This is a genomic window from Micromonospora sp. NPDC049275 (assembly GCF_043197115.1).
In the GTDB taxonomy this organism is placed as follows: domain Bacteria; phylum Actinomycetota; class Actinomycetes; order Mycobacteriales; family Micromonosporaceae; genus Micromonospora.
In genome coordinates, this window is sequence record NZ_JBICSN010000008.1 from 78124 (window position 1) to 90883 (window position 12760).

14 protein-coding genes are annotated in these 12760 nt (G+C 73.1%); 2 read left to right on the forward strand and 12 right to left on the reverse strand.

All coding sequences use genetic code 11. The features are described 5' to 3' along the window. Positions 1–56: 56 nt before the first annotated feature. The 5 genes from ACGFIE_RS23110 to ACGFIE_RS23130 form a co-directional block, all read right to left on the reverse strand. Positions 57–1313 carry a PQQ-binding-like beta-propeller repeat protein gene (locus ACGFIE_RS23110; RefSeq protein WP_393297709.1) on the reverse strand — a complete coding sequence of 419 codons (1257 nt, stop codon included), beginning with the start codon at positions 1311–1313 and terminating at the stop codon, positions 57–59. A gap of 85 nt (positions 1314–1398) precedes the next feature. After that, a complete protein-coding gene (locus ACGFIE_RS23115) occupies positions 1399–1881 on the reverse strand; it encodes an SRPBCC family protein (protein WP_393297712.1) in 483 nt (160 codons plus the stop codon). Between the two features lie 140 nt (positions 1882–2021). Beyond that, a complete protein-coding gene (locus tag ACGFIE_RS23120) occupies positions 2022–2231 on the reverse strand; it encodes a DUF397 domain-containing protein (protein ID WP_007466013.1) in 210 nt (69 codons plus the stop codon). Between the two features lie 204 nt (positions 2232–2435). Then, complete coding sequence (fahA, locus tag ACGFIE_RS23125) at positions 2436–3632, reverse strand: fumarylacetoacetase (protein ID WP_393297715.1); 1197 nt, start codon at positions 3630–3632, stop codon at positions 2436–2438. After that, a complete protein-coding gene (locus tag ACGFIE_RS23130) occupies positions 3629–4498 on the reverse strand; it encodes a hypothetical protein (RefSeq protein WP_393297718.1) in 870 nt (289 codons plus the stop codon). The genes fahA and ACGFIE_RS23130 overlap by 4 nt, the downstream gene beginning before the upstream one ends. 94 nt (positions 4499–4592) lie before the next feature. Between ACGFIE_RS23130 and ACGFIE_RS23135 the strand changes: the two genes are divergently transcribed. After that, positions 4593–5759 carry a homogentisate 1,2-dioxygenase gene (locus ACGFIE_RS23135; protein ID WP_393297721.1) on the forward strand — a complete coding sequence of 389 codons (1167 nt, stop codon included), beginning with the start codon at positions 4593–4595 and terminating at the stop codon, positions 5757–5759. 160 nt (positions 5760–5919) lie between these two features. Here the strand turns inward: ACGFIE_RS23135 and ACGFIE_RS23140 are convergent, their stop codons facing one another. Genes ACGFIE_RS23140 through ACGFIE_RS23155 form a run of 4 tightly spaced genes read right to left on the reverse strand, consistent with a single transcriptional unit; the run spans position 5920 to position 8695 of the window. Further along, the gene (locus tag ACGFIE_RS23140) at positions 5920–6948 is read right to left on the reverse strand and encodes a tetratricopeptide repeat protein (protein WP_393297724.1); all 1029 of its coding nucleotides are present in this window, start codon (positions 6946–6948) and stop codon (positions 5920–5922) included. A gap of 10 nt (positions 6949–6958) precedes the next feature. Then, entirely contained in the window at positions 6959–7441 is a 483-nt protein-coding gene (ispF, locus tag ACGFIE_RS23145) for a 2-C-methyl-D-erythritol 2,4-cyclodiphosphate synthase (protein ID WP_393297727.1), read from the reverse strand. A gap of 16 nt (positions 7442–7457) precedes the next feature. Beyond that, a complete protein-coding gene (gene ispD, locus ACGFIE_RS23150; RefSeq protein ID WP_393297730.1) occupies positions 7458–8153 on the reverse strand; it encodes a 2-C-methyl-D-erythritol 4-phosphate cytidylyltransferase in 696 nt (231 codons plus the stop codon). Positions 8154–8209: 56 nt separating this feature from the next. Then, positions 8210–8695: a CarD family transcriptional regulator gene (locus ACGFIE_RS23155; RefSeq protein WP_007073334.1), complete on the reverse strand. Its 486-nt coding sequence runs from the start codon at positions 8693–8695 to the stop codon at positions 8210–8212. 328 nt (positions 8696–9023) lie between these two features. On the opposite strand from ACGFIE_RS23155, the gene ACGFIE_RS23160 reads away from it, so the two are divergent. Then, positions 9024–9713 (forward strand): hypothetical protein, encoded by a 690-nt coding sequence (locus tag ACGFIE_RS23160; protein ID WP_393297733.1) that lies wholly within the window; start codon positions 9024–9026, stop codon positions 9711–9713. 73 nt (positions 9714–9786) lie between these two features. Here the strand turns inward: ACGFIE_RS23160 and ACGFIE_RS23165 are convergent, their stop codons facing one another. From ACGFIE_RS23165 to ACGFIE_RS23175, 3 genes are all read right to left on the reverse strand, one after another. Further along, positions 9787–10404, reverse strand: coding sequence for a hypothetical protein (locus ACGFIE_RS23165; RefSeq protein ID WP_393297736.1), 618 nt, complete (start codon positions 10402–10404; stop codon positions 9787–9789). 24 nt (positions 10405–10428) lie between these two features. Continuing rightward, a complete protein-coding gene (locus ACGFIE_RS23170; protein WP_393297739.1) occupies positions 10429–11487 on the reverse strand; it encodes a type III polyketide synthase in 1059 nt (352 codons plus the stop codon). A gap of 85 nt (positions 11488–11572) precedes the next feature. Further along, positions 11573–12739, reverse strand: coding sequence for an acyl-CoA dehydrogenase family protein (locus ACGFIE_RS23175; RefSeq protein WP_363686530.1), 1167 nt, complete (start codon positions 12737–12739; stop codon positions 11573–11575). Positions 12740–12760: the final 21 nt, after the last annotated feature.

Here is a 12760-nt window from a genome sequence, read left to right on the forward strand (position 1 = left end):
AGAAAAGTACCTTTTCTGGTCAGATGAGGTGAAAGTTTCACGGTCCGGTGCCCCGATCAGGTGGCGGCCAGGATCACCGCCTCGGAGGTCAGGTAGTAGCGCTGGTCATCGCCGTCCGGGTCGACCGGCTCGCGCAGCCGTTCCACAGCGACGTAACCGTCCTCGGCGGCTACCGCCCCGGGTGCCCAGCCCGTGCCGTCCGAGCCGACGTTGAGCGTGTAGCGGGAGAGCAGCGCACCGGTCGCCGGGTCGAGCGTCACCAGCTCGTTCGCCTCGGTCAGCAGGTGCACCCGGCCGGGCTGCGCCGCGAGCACCCGCCCCGGGCCCAGGCCGGGGAAACGCCACAGCTCCGCGCCCGTTCGCGCCGAGCGTCCCACCGCCACCCCGTCGACGACGGCGACGGCCTGGTCACCGGCCAGGGTCGCCCCGGCCGGGTCCAGCGCGGGCGCGGCCAGCGGCTCGCCACCGCCCAGCAGCCAACCACGACCACCGGCGTCCCCGGGGCCGGCCGTCCGCAGGCCCAGGCAGTCCGACCTGGCGGCACGACAGCCGAGCGGGGTGACCACCAGCCGATCCGGAGCGCCCGGCGGCCGCCAACGCTCACCCACCACTCCCGTCGCGGCGTCCCGGAACTCGACAGTGGCGGGCCCGGCGCAGGTGTCCAGGCCGATCAACTGCCCGGTCGCCGTGGTGCCGAGGTCGCTGCGGCAGCCGCCGGGCAGGTCGGCTCGCCACAGCTCCCGGCCGCCGGCCACGTCCACTCCGCGAGCCTGCGTGTCCCCGGTGACCGTCAGCACCGTCCGGCCGTCCGCCAGGTCGGCGAGGAGGAGCCCGCGCGGGTCCCAGACCGTGGCGGCCCCGGTCCGCCGGGCCACAGCCGCACTCCGGGCCGGCACCGGGCCGTCGGCCCGCCACCGCACCCGCCCGGTGGACGCGTCGAGCGCGACGAGCCGGCCGTCGGACCAGCGACTGATCACGGTGCTGCCGCTCGCCACCACCCCGGTCAGCTCCGCCGGCCAGCGCCGGTACGACCAGTAGGGAGTGGTCCGATGGCGCCCGTCGACAGGCACGTCGGCGTAGACCTGACGGTGTGCGGCGTACACCCGCAGCCTCCCGTCCACGATCAACGGGGCGACGGGCAGCCGACCGACCACACCGGCGGCCGGTCGGGGCGCGGCCGGATACGCACCGCGCGCCGGCGTGCTCACCTCGGCCGGCGCGAGCACCCGGTGGACGACGACCGCGACGGCCGCCACGGCGAGCAGCACCGCCACCGCCAGCACGAGCCGTCGCCGGCCCCTCGGGAACCCCATGCCGCACCTCCGCACGGCACCCTACCCAGCGCAACCGGCCGGACCCCGGCCAGGTCGTACGGGCCGCGGGGTGTCGACGGACGGGTCAGGCCGCCTCGACCGAGCCGAGGACGCCGGCCGCGACGGCCAGGTCGGCGAGATCACGCCGGAGCGCCACCTCGACCGCCCGCGCGGCGAGGCCGCCGAGCAGCAGGGCCACCACCCGGCCGTACGGATCGGTCGGCACGGCCTCCTGGGCGACGGTGACCGCCGTGCGAGCCCGGCGGCGACGCCGCACCGGCCGCAGGTTCCAGGTGATCCGGTAGTCCGCACCCGCACCGGAGGAACAGAGCACCAGCCGCTGCGGCGCGAGGGCTTCCACCACCAGGAACTCCTCGGTGAGTGTGCCGCCGCCCGGCTGGAGGCGGTCCTCACGCCAGGCGGTGCCCGGCCCGAACGGGCCCGGGGTCAACACCTCGATCGGGCCGGCCGCGGTCAGCCGACCTGCCCGGCCGGGCAGGTCGGTCAGCAGACGCCAGACATCGCCAGCGCTCGCGTCGATAAAACCGGTAACCGCCACCGTCGACATGCCGCCCTCCCGTGTCGTCGACGGTACGCGCGGTAAGGGCCGGACGAGGCCCCCGGGCGAAATTTCCACCACCCGGAGGCCCCTTTGTCCGTTCCGGCGATCGTCCGGCACCTGTCGTCGACGGGTGCCCGACTCGCCGTTCAGCGGTCGAAGCGGCCACCCCTGATCGCGCCGATGAACGCCGTCCACCCCGGAGGGCTGACAGCCAGCGTGGGGCCGGCCTGGTCCTTGGAGTCGCGGAGGGCGACCAGACCGAGGACGTCGACCAGGTTGTCCGCCACCTCCACGCAGAGTCCCTGGTCGTTCGAGCGACTGCTGGTGCGCCAGAGCGCTCCGGTGAGATCGTGCATCGTCGTTACCTCCGTGTGCGTCGGGATGCCCCCCACCACCCGCAGCCGGGCGAGATCCGGCCGTACGGATGGCGGGGCGACGTGGTCCGGATGACCAACGGGGTAACCAGGCTTGGTGATCGCACAGACGGTGCGAGCACGAGTCTCATCGATGGGATGGAAGCGCTCAGGCGTGAGCGGAGGCGCGCGCTCCCGGCCAGCGGCTCAGCGGGCCGGTCGGACCGTTCCGGTGACCTCGCCGAGGGCGATGGTGGTGCCGTCCGGGCCGGGCGCGGTGGCGGTGAGGGTAACGGTGTCGCCGTCGGCGAGGAAGGTACGGCTCTCGGTGCCGACCTTCGCGGGCTCGGCCCCGCCCCACGTCAGCTCCAGGAACGAGCCGACCTGGGAACGGTCCGGGCCGGAGACGGTGCCCGAGGCGTACAGGTCGCCGGTGCGCAGGGACGCGCCGTTGACGGTGAGGTGCGCCAACTGTTGGGCCGGGGTCCAGTACATGCCGGCGAACGGCGGTTCGCTTACCCGCTCGCCGTTCCATTCGACCGCCAGCCGCAGGTCGAGCCCCAGGTGCGGCACGTCGCGCAGGTAGTCGACTACCGGCGGGTCCTGCTCCGGAGCAGGCACGAAGGCGTCGGCCAGTGCGTCCAGCGGCGTCACCCAGGCCGAGACCGAGGTGGCGAAGGACTTGCCGAGGAACGGGCCGAGCGGCTGGTACTCCCACGCCTGGATGTCCCGGGCCGACCAGTCGTTCACCAGCACCACCCCGAAGACATGGTCGGCGAAGTCGTCGACGGACACGCGTGTGCCCAGCTCGCTGGGCACACCGACCACGAACCCGACCTCGGCCTCGATGTCGAGGCGTACCGACGGGCCGGTGACCGGGCCCTCGGCGGACGCCCGCTGGCCGGTGGGCCGGGTCACCGGCGTGCCGGAGACGACGACAGTGCCGGCCCGGCCGTGGTAGCCGATCGGCAGGTGCTTCCAGTTGGGCAGCAGCGGCGGCTGACCGGGGCGGAAGATCTGCCCGACGTTCGACGCGTGGTGCTCGGAGGAGTAGAAGTCGACGTAGTCGGCCACCTCGAACGGGAGCAGCAACTCCACGTCGGCCAGGGGCACCAGCAGCGGCTCCACCGCCGGACGGTGCGTCACGTCGGTCAACAGCTCGACGATCCGCTGGCGCACCGCCGTCCACTGTGGGCGACCCAGCGCCATGAAGTCGTTGAGGGTGGGTCGGCACAGCGCGCCGGCGGCGAGCACCAGCTCGGCGGTCTCCGCACCAGCCAGGTCGAACACCCACGACCCGATCCGTACGCCGATCCGTGGCCGGCCCCCGCCCGAGGAGAACACCCCGTACGGCAGGTTCGTCACCCCGTACGGCGAACCGTCAACGCCGCTCACCCAGGTCATGCGTCGTGCCCCCCGTTCACCAGCCCCAGCCGGATCAGATCGGTAAGTGGTTCCAGGATGCTGCACGAGCCGAAGCCGACCCAGAGCGGGCGCGGCGCGTCCAGCCGTTCGTTGGCGCATTCGAGCAGCGGGCGCGGGTCGAGCGCGGTCAGCAGCTCGGCGACCACCCGCACGCTGTCCCCGTCGGCGGCTGCGAGCGTCGCGGCCAGCACGTTGGCGTAGCCGTGGTGGGTGAACCCGGTCTCCGGGTCGAGGTGGCGCACGGCCTGGTGCAGCCCGGCGGTGAGCTTGAACGGCAGGTCGCGGTCCCGGCAGGCGCAGAGGACGGCGGCCAGTTCGGCGGGGGTGGGGAACAGCTCGGCGGCCAGCCCGCCGGTGCGGAACTTGGCGGCGATCGGCACCCCGTCGGCGCGGGCGGCGGCGAGCGCGTCCAGCGCGCCGAGCAGCCCGAAGGTCAGCGGAAGCTCGGCGTAGACGGCGTCGACGCCCGGCATGTCATCGGTCAGCCGCAGCAGCTCGGCGATGCCGGGCAGCGGGTCCTCGCCGCGCTTGGCGACCGCCACCTCGACCTGACGCGCGGTCACACCGTTCGGTGCCAGCTTCGAGAGCGCGAGGGGCAGCCGACCGATCCCGGTGTCCCCGATCAGCCCGACCACCAGACCCTCGGCCGGGTCGACGAGACCGCTCAGCTCACCGGCCGCCACGGTCGAGGCGGGGAGGAGCAGCGGGCCCACCAGGTCGGCGTACCAGGAGGCGCGGTGCCGGCGGTGGGCGGCCAGGGCGTCGGGCAGCGCGGCGCTGCCCGGTGGGAAGACGGCGGCGTCGTCCACCAGGCCGTCGAGGAGCGCGGGCACCTGCGTTGACACGGAACAAGAATGTACGGGACGCTACGAGGAACGGACAACAGCGTCCGATTATCGGACGCCTCTGGCCGGTGAACGGGATATATCGGGAGGCGAGATGCCGTACTACCGCAGCGTCGGCGAGGTGCCGCGCAAGCGCCACACCCAGTTCCGCCAGCCCGACGGCAGCCTCTACGCCGAGGAGCTGATGGGTCAGGAGGGCTTCTCCTCCGACTCGTCCCTGCTCTACCACCGGTACGCGCCCACCGCGATCCTGGCCGCCGACGAGTTCACCCCGCAGGCGTTCACCCGTACGCCGAACCTGCCGCTCAAGCCCCGTCACCTGCGCACCCACAAGCTCGACGCGGGCGGCGCCGACCCGATCCTCGGCCGCCAGTACCTGCTCGCCAACGACGACGTCCGCATCGGGTACGTGCTCGCCGACCGACCCTCGCCGCTGTTCCGCGACGCCACCGGCGACCACTGCCTCTACGTCGAGGCGGGCACCCTGCGGGTCGAGTCCCCCTTCGGGGCCCTGGAAGCGGTAGCCGGCGACTACGTCGTCATCCCCACCTCGACCATCCACCGGCTGGTGCCCACCGGCGACCAGCCCGTCCGGCTGCTCACCGTCGAGGCGGCCGGGCACATCGGCCCACCCAAGCGCTACCTCTCCGTCCGCGGCCAGTTCCTGGAGCACTCGCCGTACTGCGAGCGCGACGTCCGCGGCCCGGACGCGCCGCTGCTCGTCGACGGCGAGGAGGTCGAGGTGCTGGTCCGCCACCGCCGTGGTTGGACCCGCTACGTGTACGCCAACCACCCGTTCGACGTGGTCGGCTGGGACGGGCACCTGTACCCGTGGGCGTTCTCCATCCACGACTTCGAGCCGATCACCGGTCGCATCCACCAGCCCCCGCCCGTGCACCAGACCTTCCAGGGCCCCAACTTCGTCATCTGCTCGTTCGTGCCCCGCAAGGTCGACTACCACCCGCAGTCGATCCCGGTTCCGTACAACCACCACAACGTGGACTCCGACGAGATGCTCTTCTACACCGGCGGCAACTACGAGGCCCGGCGCGGCTCCGGCATCGAGCAGGGCTCGATCTCGCTGCACCCGTCCGGCTTCACCCACGGGCCGCAGCCGGGCGCCGCCGAGCGTTCCATCGGCGCGGACTACTTCGACGAGCTGGCCGTTATGGTGGACACCTTCCGTCCCCTCGACCTGTGCGACGCGGCGCGCGCCTGCGAGGACGAGGGGTACGCCTGGACTTGGGCGCGTCGTTCCTAGTCACTCTGTGGGGGTTTTCGCCGGAGCCCGCCCCGCTCCGGGCGGTCAGGCTTGATCCCTCCGCGGGTCGGGCTCCGGCGAAAACCCTGACGTGGGCTAGCTGACAGACGCTTGTTGAGCTGTTGGGGTTTTGCGCTGAGTTGGGTTGCCCTGGTGGGGGTTAGCGGAAGGTTGTTCTGGTGAAGATGGCGAACTCGGCTATCGCGGTGGCGACGATCGCCAGCACCAGCGGCCACGGGGAGCCGACCACCGCGTACACGAGCAGCAGCAGCGGCGCGGCGGCCACCGCGTAGATCGCCAGGGCCATCGTGCGGTCCGCGCGCAGCATGGCGGGCAGGACGGTCCGGGTGAGCCCCGGCAGCCGAGCCGCGAGCTGCCAGACCACGACGCCGCCGGTGACGGCCGCGAGCACCGCCAGGACGCGGGAGAACCCGTCGCTCGTCGAGGCCGCGAACGCCACCACCACAGCGGCGACCAGCGACCAGCCCGCGCCGTAGAGCACCAGGCGGTACAGCCCGTACGCGAGGGTTCGCGGGGAGTCGATCCGGCTCGGCCCGAGCGTCACCGTCTCCGCCACCTGCTCCAACGCCTCCGCCCAGCGGCGCTGCTCCAGGCGCAGTACGCCCACGTCGTGCCCGGCGTCGGTGAGGCGCGGATCGAGCCGCAGGGCCTCCCGGTAGGCCCGCTCGGCCAGGTCGAACAGCCCCAACCGGGCCGCGACCAGGCTGAGCACCAGGTGCGCCTGCGGCTCCTGCGGGGCCAGCTCCACCCCACGCCAGGCCGCGTTCAGCGCCGGCTGCCCGTTGCGCGAGTCGGCCAGGATCGCCGCCGCGCTGCGCTGGGCGTACGCGTCGGTCGGCCCGAGCGCCAGGAGCCGATCGGCGGTGGTCGCCGCGTCGGCGTAGCGCCCCAGGTCGACAAGCGCCATCGCCCGGACGACGAGCGCCGGCAGGGTCTCCGGCGTGGCGGCCACTGCCGCGTCGGCCGCGGCGAGCGCATCGACCGGCCGGTCGGCGGCGAGATGCACCCGGGCCAGCATGGTGAGGGCCTGCGAATCCGCGGGCTTCAGTGCGAGCCCTTCGGTCAGCTCGCCGGCCGCCTCGTCGTGGCGTCCCAGCTCGGCGAGGAGTTGGGCGCGTTCGAGATAGCCGTCGCCGGCGAACCGGTCGGGGGCGGGTTCGGTGGACATCGCGGCGAGCCTAGGCGGCCGGCGCGTCGTACACCAGGGCGACAGCGATGCCCGCCAGACCTTCCTCACGGCCGGTGAAACCGAGCCCGTCGGTGGTCGCGGCGGAGACGGTGACCGGGGCGCCGACGGCGCCGGAGAGCACCTGCTGTGCCTCGTCCCGACGGCGGCCGATCTTGGGGCGGTTGCCGACGATCTGCACGGACACGTTGCCGATCTCCAGGCCGGCGGCCCGCACCCGGCGGGCCGTCTCGGTCAGCAGCGCCACGCCGGACGCGCCGGCCCACTCCGGCTGGCCAACCCCGAAGGCGGCGCCGAGGTCACCGAGACCGGCGGCGGAGAGCAGCGCGTTGCACGCGGCATGGGCGGCGACGTCGGCGTCCGAGTGCCCGGCGAGACCGTCCTGGTCGGGCCAGAGCAGCCCGGCCACCCAGCAGGGCCGGCCCGGCTCGAACGCGTGCACGTCGGTGCCGATGGCCACCCGAGGAACGATCATGAGCAGAGGTTACGCGTCAGCCGCCGGCGGCGAGCAGGTGCTCAGCCAACGCCAGGTCGAACGGACGGGTGATCTTCAGGGCGTACTCCGAGCCGGGCACGCAACTCACCGCGACGCCCTGCTTCTCGACCAGGCCGGCGTCGTCGGTGAGCGGGTCGCCGGCCGCGGCGTGCGCGGCGGTCAGAACGGACCGGCGGAAGCCCTGGGGGGTCTGCACCGCCCGCAGGGCGGCCCGGTCGACGGTGCCCAGCACCACCTCGTCGACGTCGACCTCCTTGATCGTGTCGACGACCGGCAGGACGGGAATCACCGCGGCTCGGCCGCCCCGGACCGCGGCAGCGACCGATTCGACGAGCTCGGGTGGGGTCAACGCGCGGGCGGCGTCGTGCACCAGGATGATCGACGGGCCGGCCGGCACCGCTGCCAGCGCGGCGGCGACCGACGCCTGACGCTCGGCACCACCGGGCACCACTATGACCGGCGCCACCGGGGCCAACAGCTCACGGACGCCGGCCACCTCGGCCGCGGGCGCGGCCACCACGATCGTGTGCACCGACGCGGCGGCGGCGAGCCGGCGCACGGCGTGCACCAGCAGCGGCTCGCCCGCGAGCAGGCGCAGCGCCTTCGGCCGGCCGGGACCGAGCCGTACGCCGGCACCCGCCGCAGGCACGAGGACCGCGACGTCACCGCGCGGATTGAGCTGCGCGGTCACGTCGCGGTCCTCGGTGGTTTCTTCACTACGAAGTGGGTACGACGATGCTGTGCGGACTAGGCCTCGGTGAGGACCTTGTCGAGCAGCGTCTCCGCCTCGTCCTTGGTGCTCTTCTCAGCCAGCGCGACCTCGCCGACGAGAATGTCACGGGCCTTGGCCAGCATCCGCTTCTCGCCTGCGGAGAGGCCCCGCTCCCGCTCCCGGCGCCACAGGTCACGCACGACCTCGGCGACCTTCAGCGGATTGCCGGAGGCCAGCTTTTCCAGGTTTGCCTTGTAACGCCGCGACCAGTTGGTCGGCTCCTCGGTGTGCGGAGCCCGGAGAACGTCGAAGACCTTACCGAGGCCCTCTTCGCCGACCACCTCACGGACGCCCACGATCTCGGCATTCTCGGCCGGCACCCGGACCGTCAGGTCACCCTGCGCGACCCTCAGGACGAGATATTGCTTAGGCTCGCCCTTGATGACCCGAGTCTCGATTGCCTCGATGAGTGCGGCCCCGTGGTGGGGGTAAACAACGGTCTCGCCGACACTGAAAACCATAGGTTCGAAACCCCTTTCGCTGTGTCTAGGGTAACACGGTCAGGCAACGATGTCTCACCGATGTCCTGACCATTGGCGCAGCTCAGGGGCCCTGTGAGAGGTCTTTCTTCAGCTTGACAGGCGGTCAAACCGATGGTTCGAACACGCTCTGTAACGCACGGATGACTTCCCGATACGGGTGAACAGAACGTCGAGATCAAGGGCTATGCGCTCCTCCCATGGTATCCCGCCCGGCGGAAGTGCGCCCAGGTGTAGCGGGAGGTGCCTCCGGTGCGGGACGCTGGAGGCCGAGTCACACGCCGCTCTCGAGACGCTTCCTGGGGGTCCGATGGGCAAGCCGGACGCAGAGGGCCACGGGCCGCCCGAGGGCCTGCCCGACCTGCCACCCGAGTGGGGTCGCGTCGTCGTTCCCGACGATGCCTCGGCCCTGGCCGGCGAGGCCGCGCAGGTGCGCCGCGAGCTGCGCCGGGCAGCCGGCCGCCACACCGGGCACCAGGCCCTCACCCTGCCGCTGGTGGTCCTGTTGGTGGCGCTGCTCACCACCCTGGCCGGCCTGCTCGCCGTGACCTGGCCCCGCACCGGCCGGAGCACCGACCGCCCCACCCCGGCACCCGCCACGCCACCCGTCGCGCTCACCGGCCGGCCACTGCCCGCGCTCGACCTGGTCGATGCCTCCCAGGCGCCGGTGCCACTGCGCGGCCTGCTGCCCGCCATGATCATCCTGGTGGACGGCTGCCCCTGCCCGGAACTCGTCGTCGAGGCGGCCGCGGCGGCACCGGCCGGCGTCGCCGTGATCACCGTGGCCGGCGGACGGACGGTCGAGACCCCGCCGCCAGCGAACGGTGTGCGAACACTTGCCGACCCCGCCGGTGGGCTGCGCTCGTTCCTGGGGCAACCGGCCCGCCCCGGCACACTCACCGCACTGCTTGTCGACCGCTCGGGCGTCGTGACCCGGGTGCTGCCCGAGGTGGGGCCGGTCGAGGCGTACCGGCAGGACCTGACCGCCCTCGCCGCCTGACCTCCGCTAGCGGGCGAGGGCCACGCGCCCCGGCCGGCGGGCTACCGGACGGCCACCGCAGGCGGGCTCGCCCTCAGGGTGTGCTGACGAGTTGCGCCTCGACGTCGATGGGTTGGTCGCCCACGGCCGACAGGGAGACCCGGAACGGCCCGCTGCCGGGCAGCACGTCGGCGGTGGCCACCGCGCCGTCGCAGTCGATGCGCGCCGGACCGGCGATCTCCGCTCCGGTGCTGGTCACGGCCAACATGCCGGGGCGGGTGCAACGGTATTGCAGCACGTAGTGGGCACCACCGTCGTCGGTCGCCTGCCTGGTCACATCCTCGCCCGGGACGACTTCCCGCTGCTCCCGCCAGATCGTCGAGAGGAACACGGGCAGATCGCCCGGAGCGTCCTCGGAGCCGAGGGTCTCCCGCGTCTGCGGGTCGATCGCCGGGCGGCGCTCGAATTCGACGACGTCGCCGGACTCGGGATCCACCCGAAACGTCACCCGCCCCTCGGGTACCCCCGAGGCCACGAGTCGCTCCAGGGCGGTGCTGACCGACGGCCCCGTGCTCGGCGTGGCCGCCGGACGGGCCGAACCGGCAGTCGTCTCCGGAGCGGCGGCCCGCCACCACCAGCCGCCCACCGCCAGGGCGGCCACCGCCACCCCGGCCAGCACCGCCGACCGCAGCCGGTCGTCCGCCGCATCCATGTGCTGAGCGTACCGGTCGGACGCTCAGTCCTGTCGATCGAGCAGAGCCGCGTACAGGGTGAGGCCCGGACCGAACGCCAGCATCAGGACCCGTCGGGGCGCCGGTGTCGAGCGCATCAACCGGTCCAGGATCAACAGGACAGTCGGCGAGGAGCAGTTGCCGTGCTCGTCGAGCGTCGCCCGGGACGCGGCCAACGCCTCCGGCGGCAGTGCCAACTCCCGCTCGACCACGTTGAGGATGCGCGGCCCCCCGGGATGCACCGCCCAGCCGTCCACGTCGGAGCTGACGCCGTCGTGCCGGGCCAACAGGCCGTCCACCAGGGCGCGAACGTGCCGGGAGAGGACCTGCGGCACCTTCGGCGACAACCCCATCCGGAATCCCGCGTCGGTGACGTCCCAGGTCATGTGGTCGGCGGTCGAGGTGTCGGTGACCGACGTGACCTCGCGCAGCGCGTACCCCCGGCCGCCCGGCACCACCACGGCGGCGACCGCGGCGTCCGAGAAGAGCGCGTGCGACACGATCTGCTGGGTGTCCACCCGTGCGGTGGACGGCTGGATGTGCAGGCTGGTCAGCTCCGCGCACAGCAGCAGCGCCGGACGACCCCTGGCGGTGACGAAGTCACTCGCGGCGCCCAGCCCCGGAAGCGCCGCGTAGCAGCCCATGTGGCCGACGAACATCCGCTGGGTGTCCGGTGCCATGCCCAGGTCACGGGCGAGCAGGATGTCCAGCCCCGGGGTGGCGTACCCGGTGCAGGAGCAGACGATGAACAGGCCCACGTCGCCGGCGTCCAGCCCGGCCGCCGTCAGCGCACGCCCCACCGCCTCCTTACCCAGCGGCAACGCCTCCACCTGGTAGCGCCGCATCCGGCGCTCGGTCGGCCAGTCCGAGACGTCCTCCAGCAACGGGTTGACCGCGGCCTGACGTCGGGTCACCCCCGAATTCGCGAAGATGCGTTGGGCCAACGACCGGGTGGTGCCGGAGAAGTGCCGGGAGAAGAAGCCCTCCCACAACTCGTCCTGCGAAGCGGACGGCGGCTGCGCCGTCCCGAGCCCCGCGATCACTGGTACGGACACGATCCCCACCTCTCGTCAAACGCTGTCCTCCCCCTGGTCGTCCCACCGGCCTCCCCGGCCGGCCTCTCCTCCGTACGTGTCCCGCAGCGCCGGCTCACCAACGCGGTGCCGATCCGTCGCGGTCCGGGTCTCCGCCCAGCGCGGCGATGCCCAGCCAGTCGGCGCAGACGTCCGAGGTGGCCGGGTGCAGTGAGCCGCAGCGGGCGTCCCGGTAGAGCCGCTCCAGCGGATGACCGCGCCGGGTCGCCGACGTACCGGCCGCCTCCAGCACCGACGCCGCCACCTCGGCTGCCGTGGTGCCCGCGAGCAGCTTCGCCCGCCACACCCAGCGGTTGGTCTCCGCGTCGCCCGGGGCGTCGTCCACCCGGCGGGCGGCCTCGGCCACCACCAGTTGGGCCGCGGCCGTCGCCGCGTCCGCCCGACCCAGCCGGGCCCGCACCGCCGGCAGGCCGGCGAGGTTACGGGCGTTGAGATGCTCGGCCGCCGCGTCGATCGCCGCCCGGGCCACCCCCACGTAGACGGCCGCGTAACTGGCCACCAACCAGTGCGGCATCAGCTGGGCGACCACCAGCGCCAGCCCCTCCACGCCGCCGAGCAGCCGATCGGCCGGCACCGTGACGTCCAGGTGCAGGTCGTGCGACGAGGTGGCACGCATGCCGAGGGCGTCCCAGGTCGGCTCGACGGTCAGTCCGGCACCGGCCGGCACCAGGAACTGCGACACCACCGACTGGTCGGCCGAGCTGCGCGCGGCCACCAGGTAACCGTCGGCGTGCCCCGCCCCGGAGCAGAAGGTCTTGCTGCCCTTGAGGTGCCACCCGCCGTCGGTGGGCTCGTAGACCGTGTTCAGCTGGGAGAGTCGGGCGCCGGCGCCGCGCTCGCTCATCGCGACGGCGTACCAGGAGCCCTGGGCCGCGGCGGTGAGCAGCCGGTCCCGGGCGGCCAGCGCCTCGTCCGGTACGCCCAGTGCCTCGGCCAACTCCTCGGTGACCGCGCCGAGCGCGCCGGTCACCGAGGCGTGCATGTTGAACACCAGCGCCGTCGCGCCGTTGCCCCGGGCAAGTTCGGTGGCCACCGCGGCGTACTCGGCGAAGCTGGCGCCCAGGCCGCCCAGCGCGCGGGGCACCATCAACCCGAACAGGCCCGCCTCCCGCAGGTCACGGAAGTCGTCGACCGGAAAGGAGCCGTCCCGGTCGTGCTCCGCCGCCCGCGCGGCGAATCGCGGCGCCAACCGGCGGGCCGCCTCAAGCGCGTGCACCGTCATATCGCTCCCTTCTCGGCGTCC

Coding starts and splice junctions, on each gene's coding strand:
- ACGFIE_RS23155 (WP_007073334.1), bottom strand. CDS start 8,695: ATGGTTTTCAGTGTCGGCGAGACCGTTGTTTACCCCCACCACGGGGCC.
- ispF (WP_393297727.1), bottom strand. CDS start 7,441: ATGATCGTTCCTCGGGTGGCCATCGGCACCGACGTGCACGCGTTCGAG.
- ACGFIE_RS23115 (WP_393297712.1), bottom strand. CDS start 1,881: ATGTCGACGGTGGCGGTTACCGGTTTTATCGACGCGAGCGCTGGCGAT.
- ACGFIE_RS23165 (WP_393297736.1), bottom strand. CDS start 10,404: ATGGATGCGGCGGACGACCGGCTGCGGTCGGCGGTGCTGGCCGGGGTG.
- ACGFIE_RS23120 (WP_007466013.1), bottom strand. CDS start 2,231: ATGCACGATCTCACCGGAGCGCTCTGGCGCACCAGCAGTCGCTCGAAC.
- ACGFIE_RS23135 (WP_393297721.1), top strand. CDS start 4,593: ATGCCGTACTACCGCAGCGTCGGCGAGGTGCCGCGCAAGCGCCACACC.
- ACGFIE_RS23110 (WP_393297709.1), bottom strand. CDS start 1,313: ATGGGGTTCCCGAGGGGCCGGCGACGGCTCGTGCTGGCGGTGGCGGTG.
- fahA (WP_393297715.1), bottom strand. CDS start 3,632: ATGACCTGGGTGAGCGGCGTTGACGGTTCGCCGTACGGGGTGACGAAC.
- ACGFIE_RS23140 (WP_393297724.1), bottom strand. CDS start 6,948: ATGTCCACCGAACCCGCCCCCGACCGGTTCGCCGGCGACGGCTATCTC.
- ACGFIE_RS23160 (WP_393297733.1), top strand. CDS start 9,024: ATGGGCAAGCCGGACGCAGAGGGCCACGGGCCGCCCGAGGGCCTGCCC.
- ACGFIE_RS23175 (WP_363686530.1), bottom strand. CDS start 12,739: ATGACGGTGCACGCGCTTGAGGCGGCCCGCCGGTTGGCGCCGCGATTC.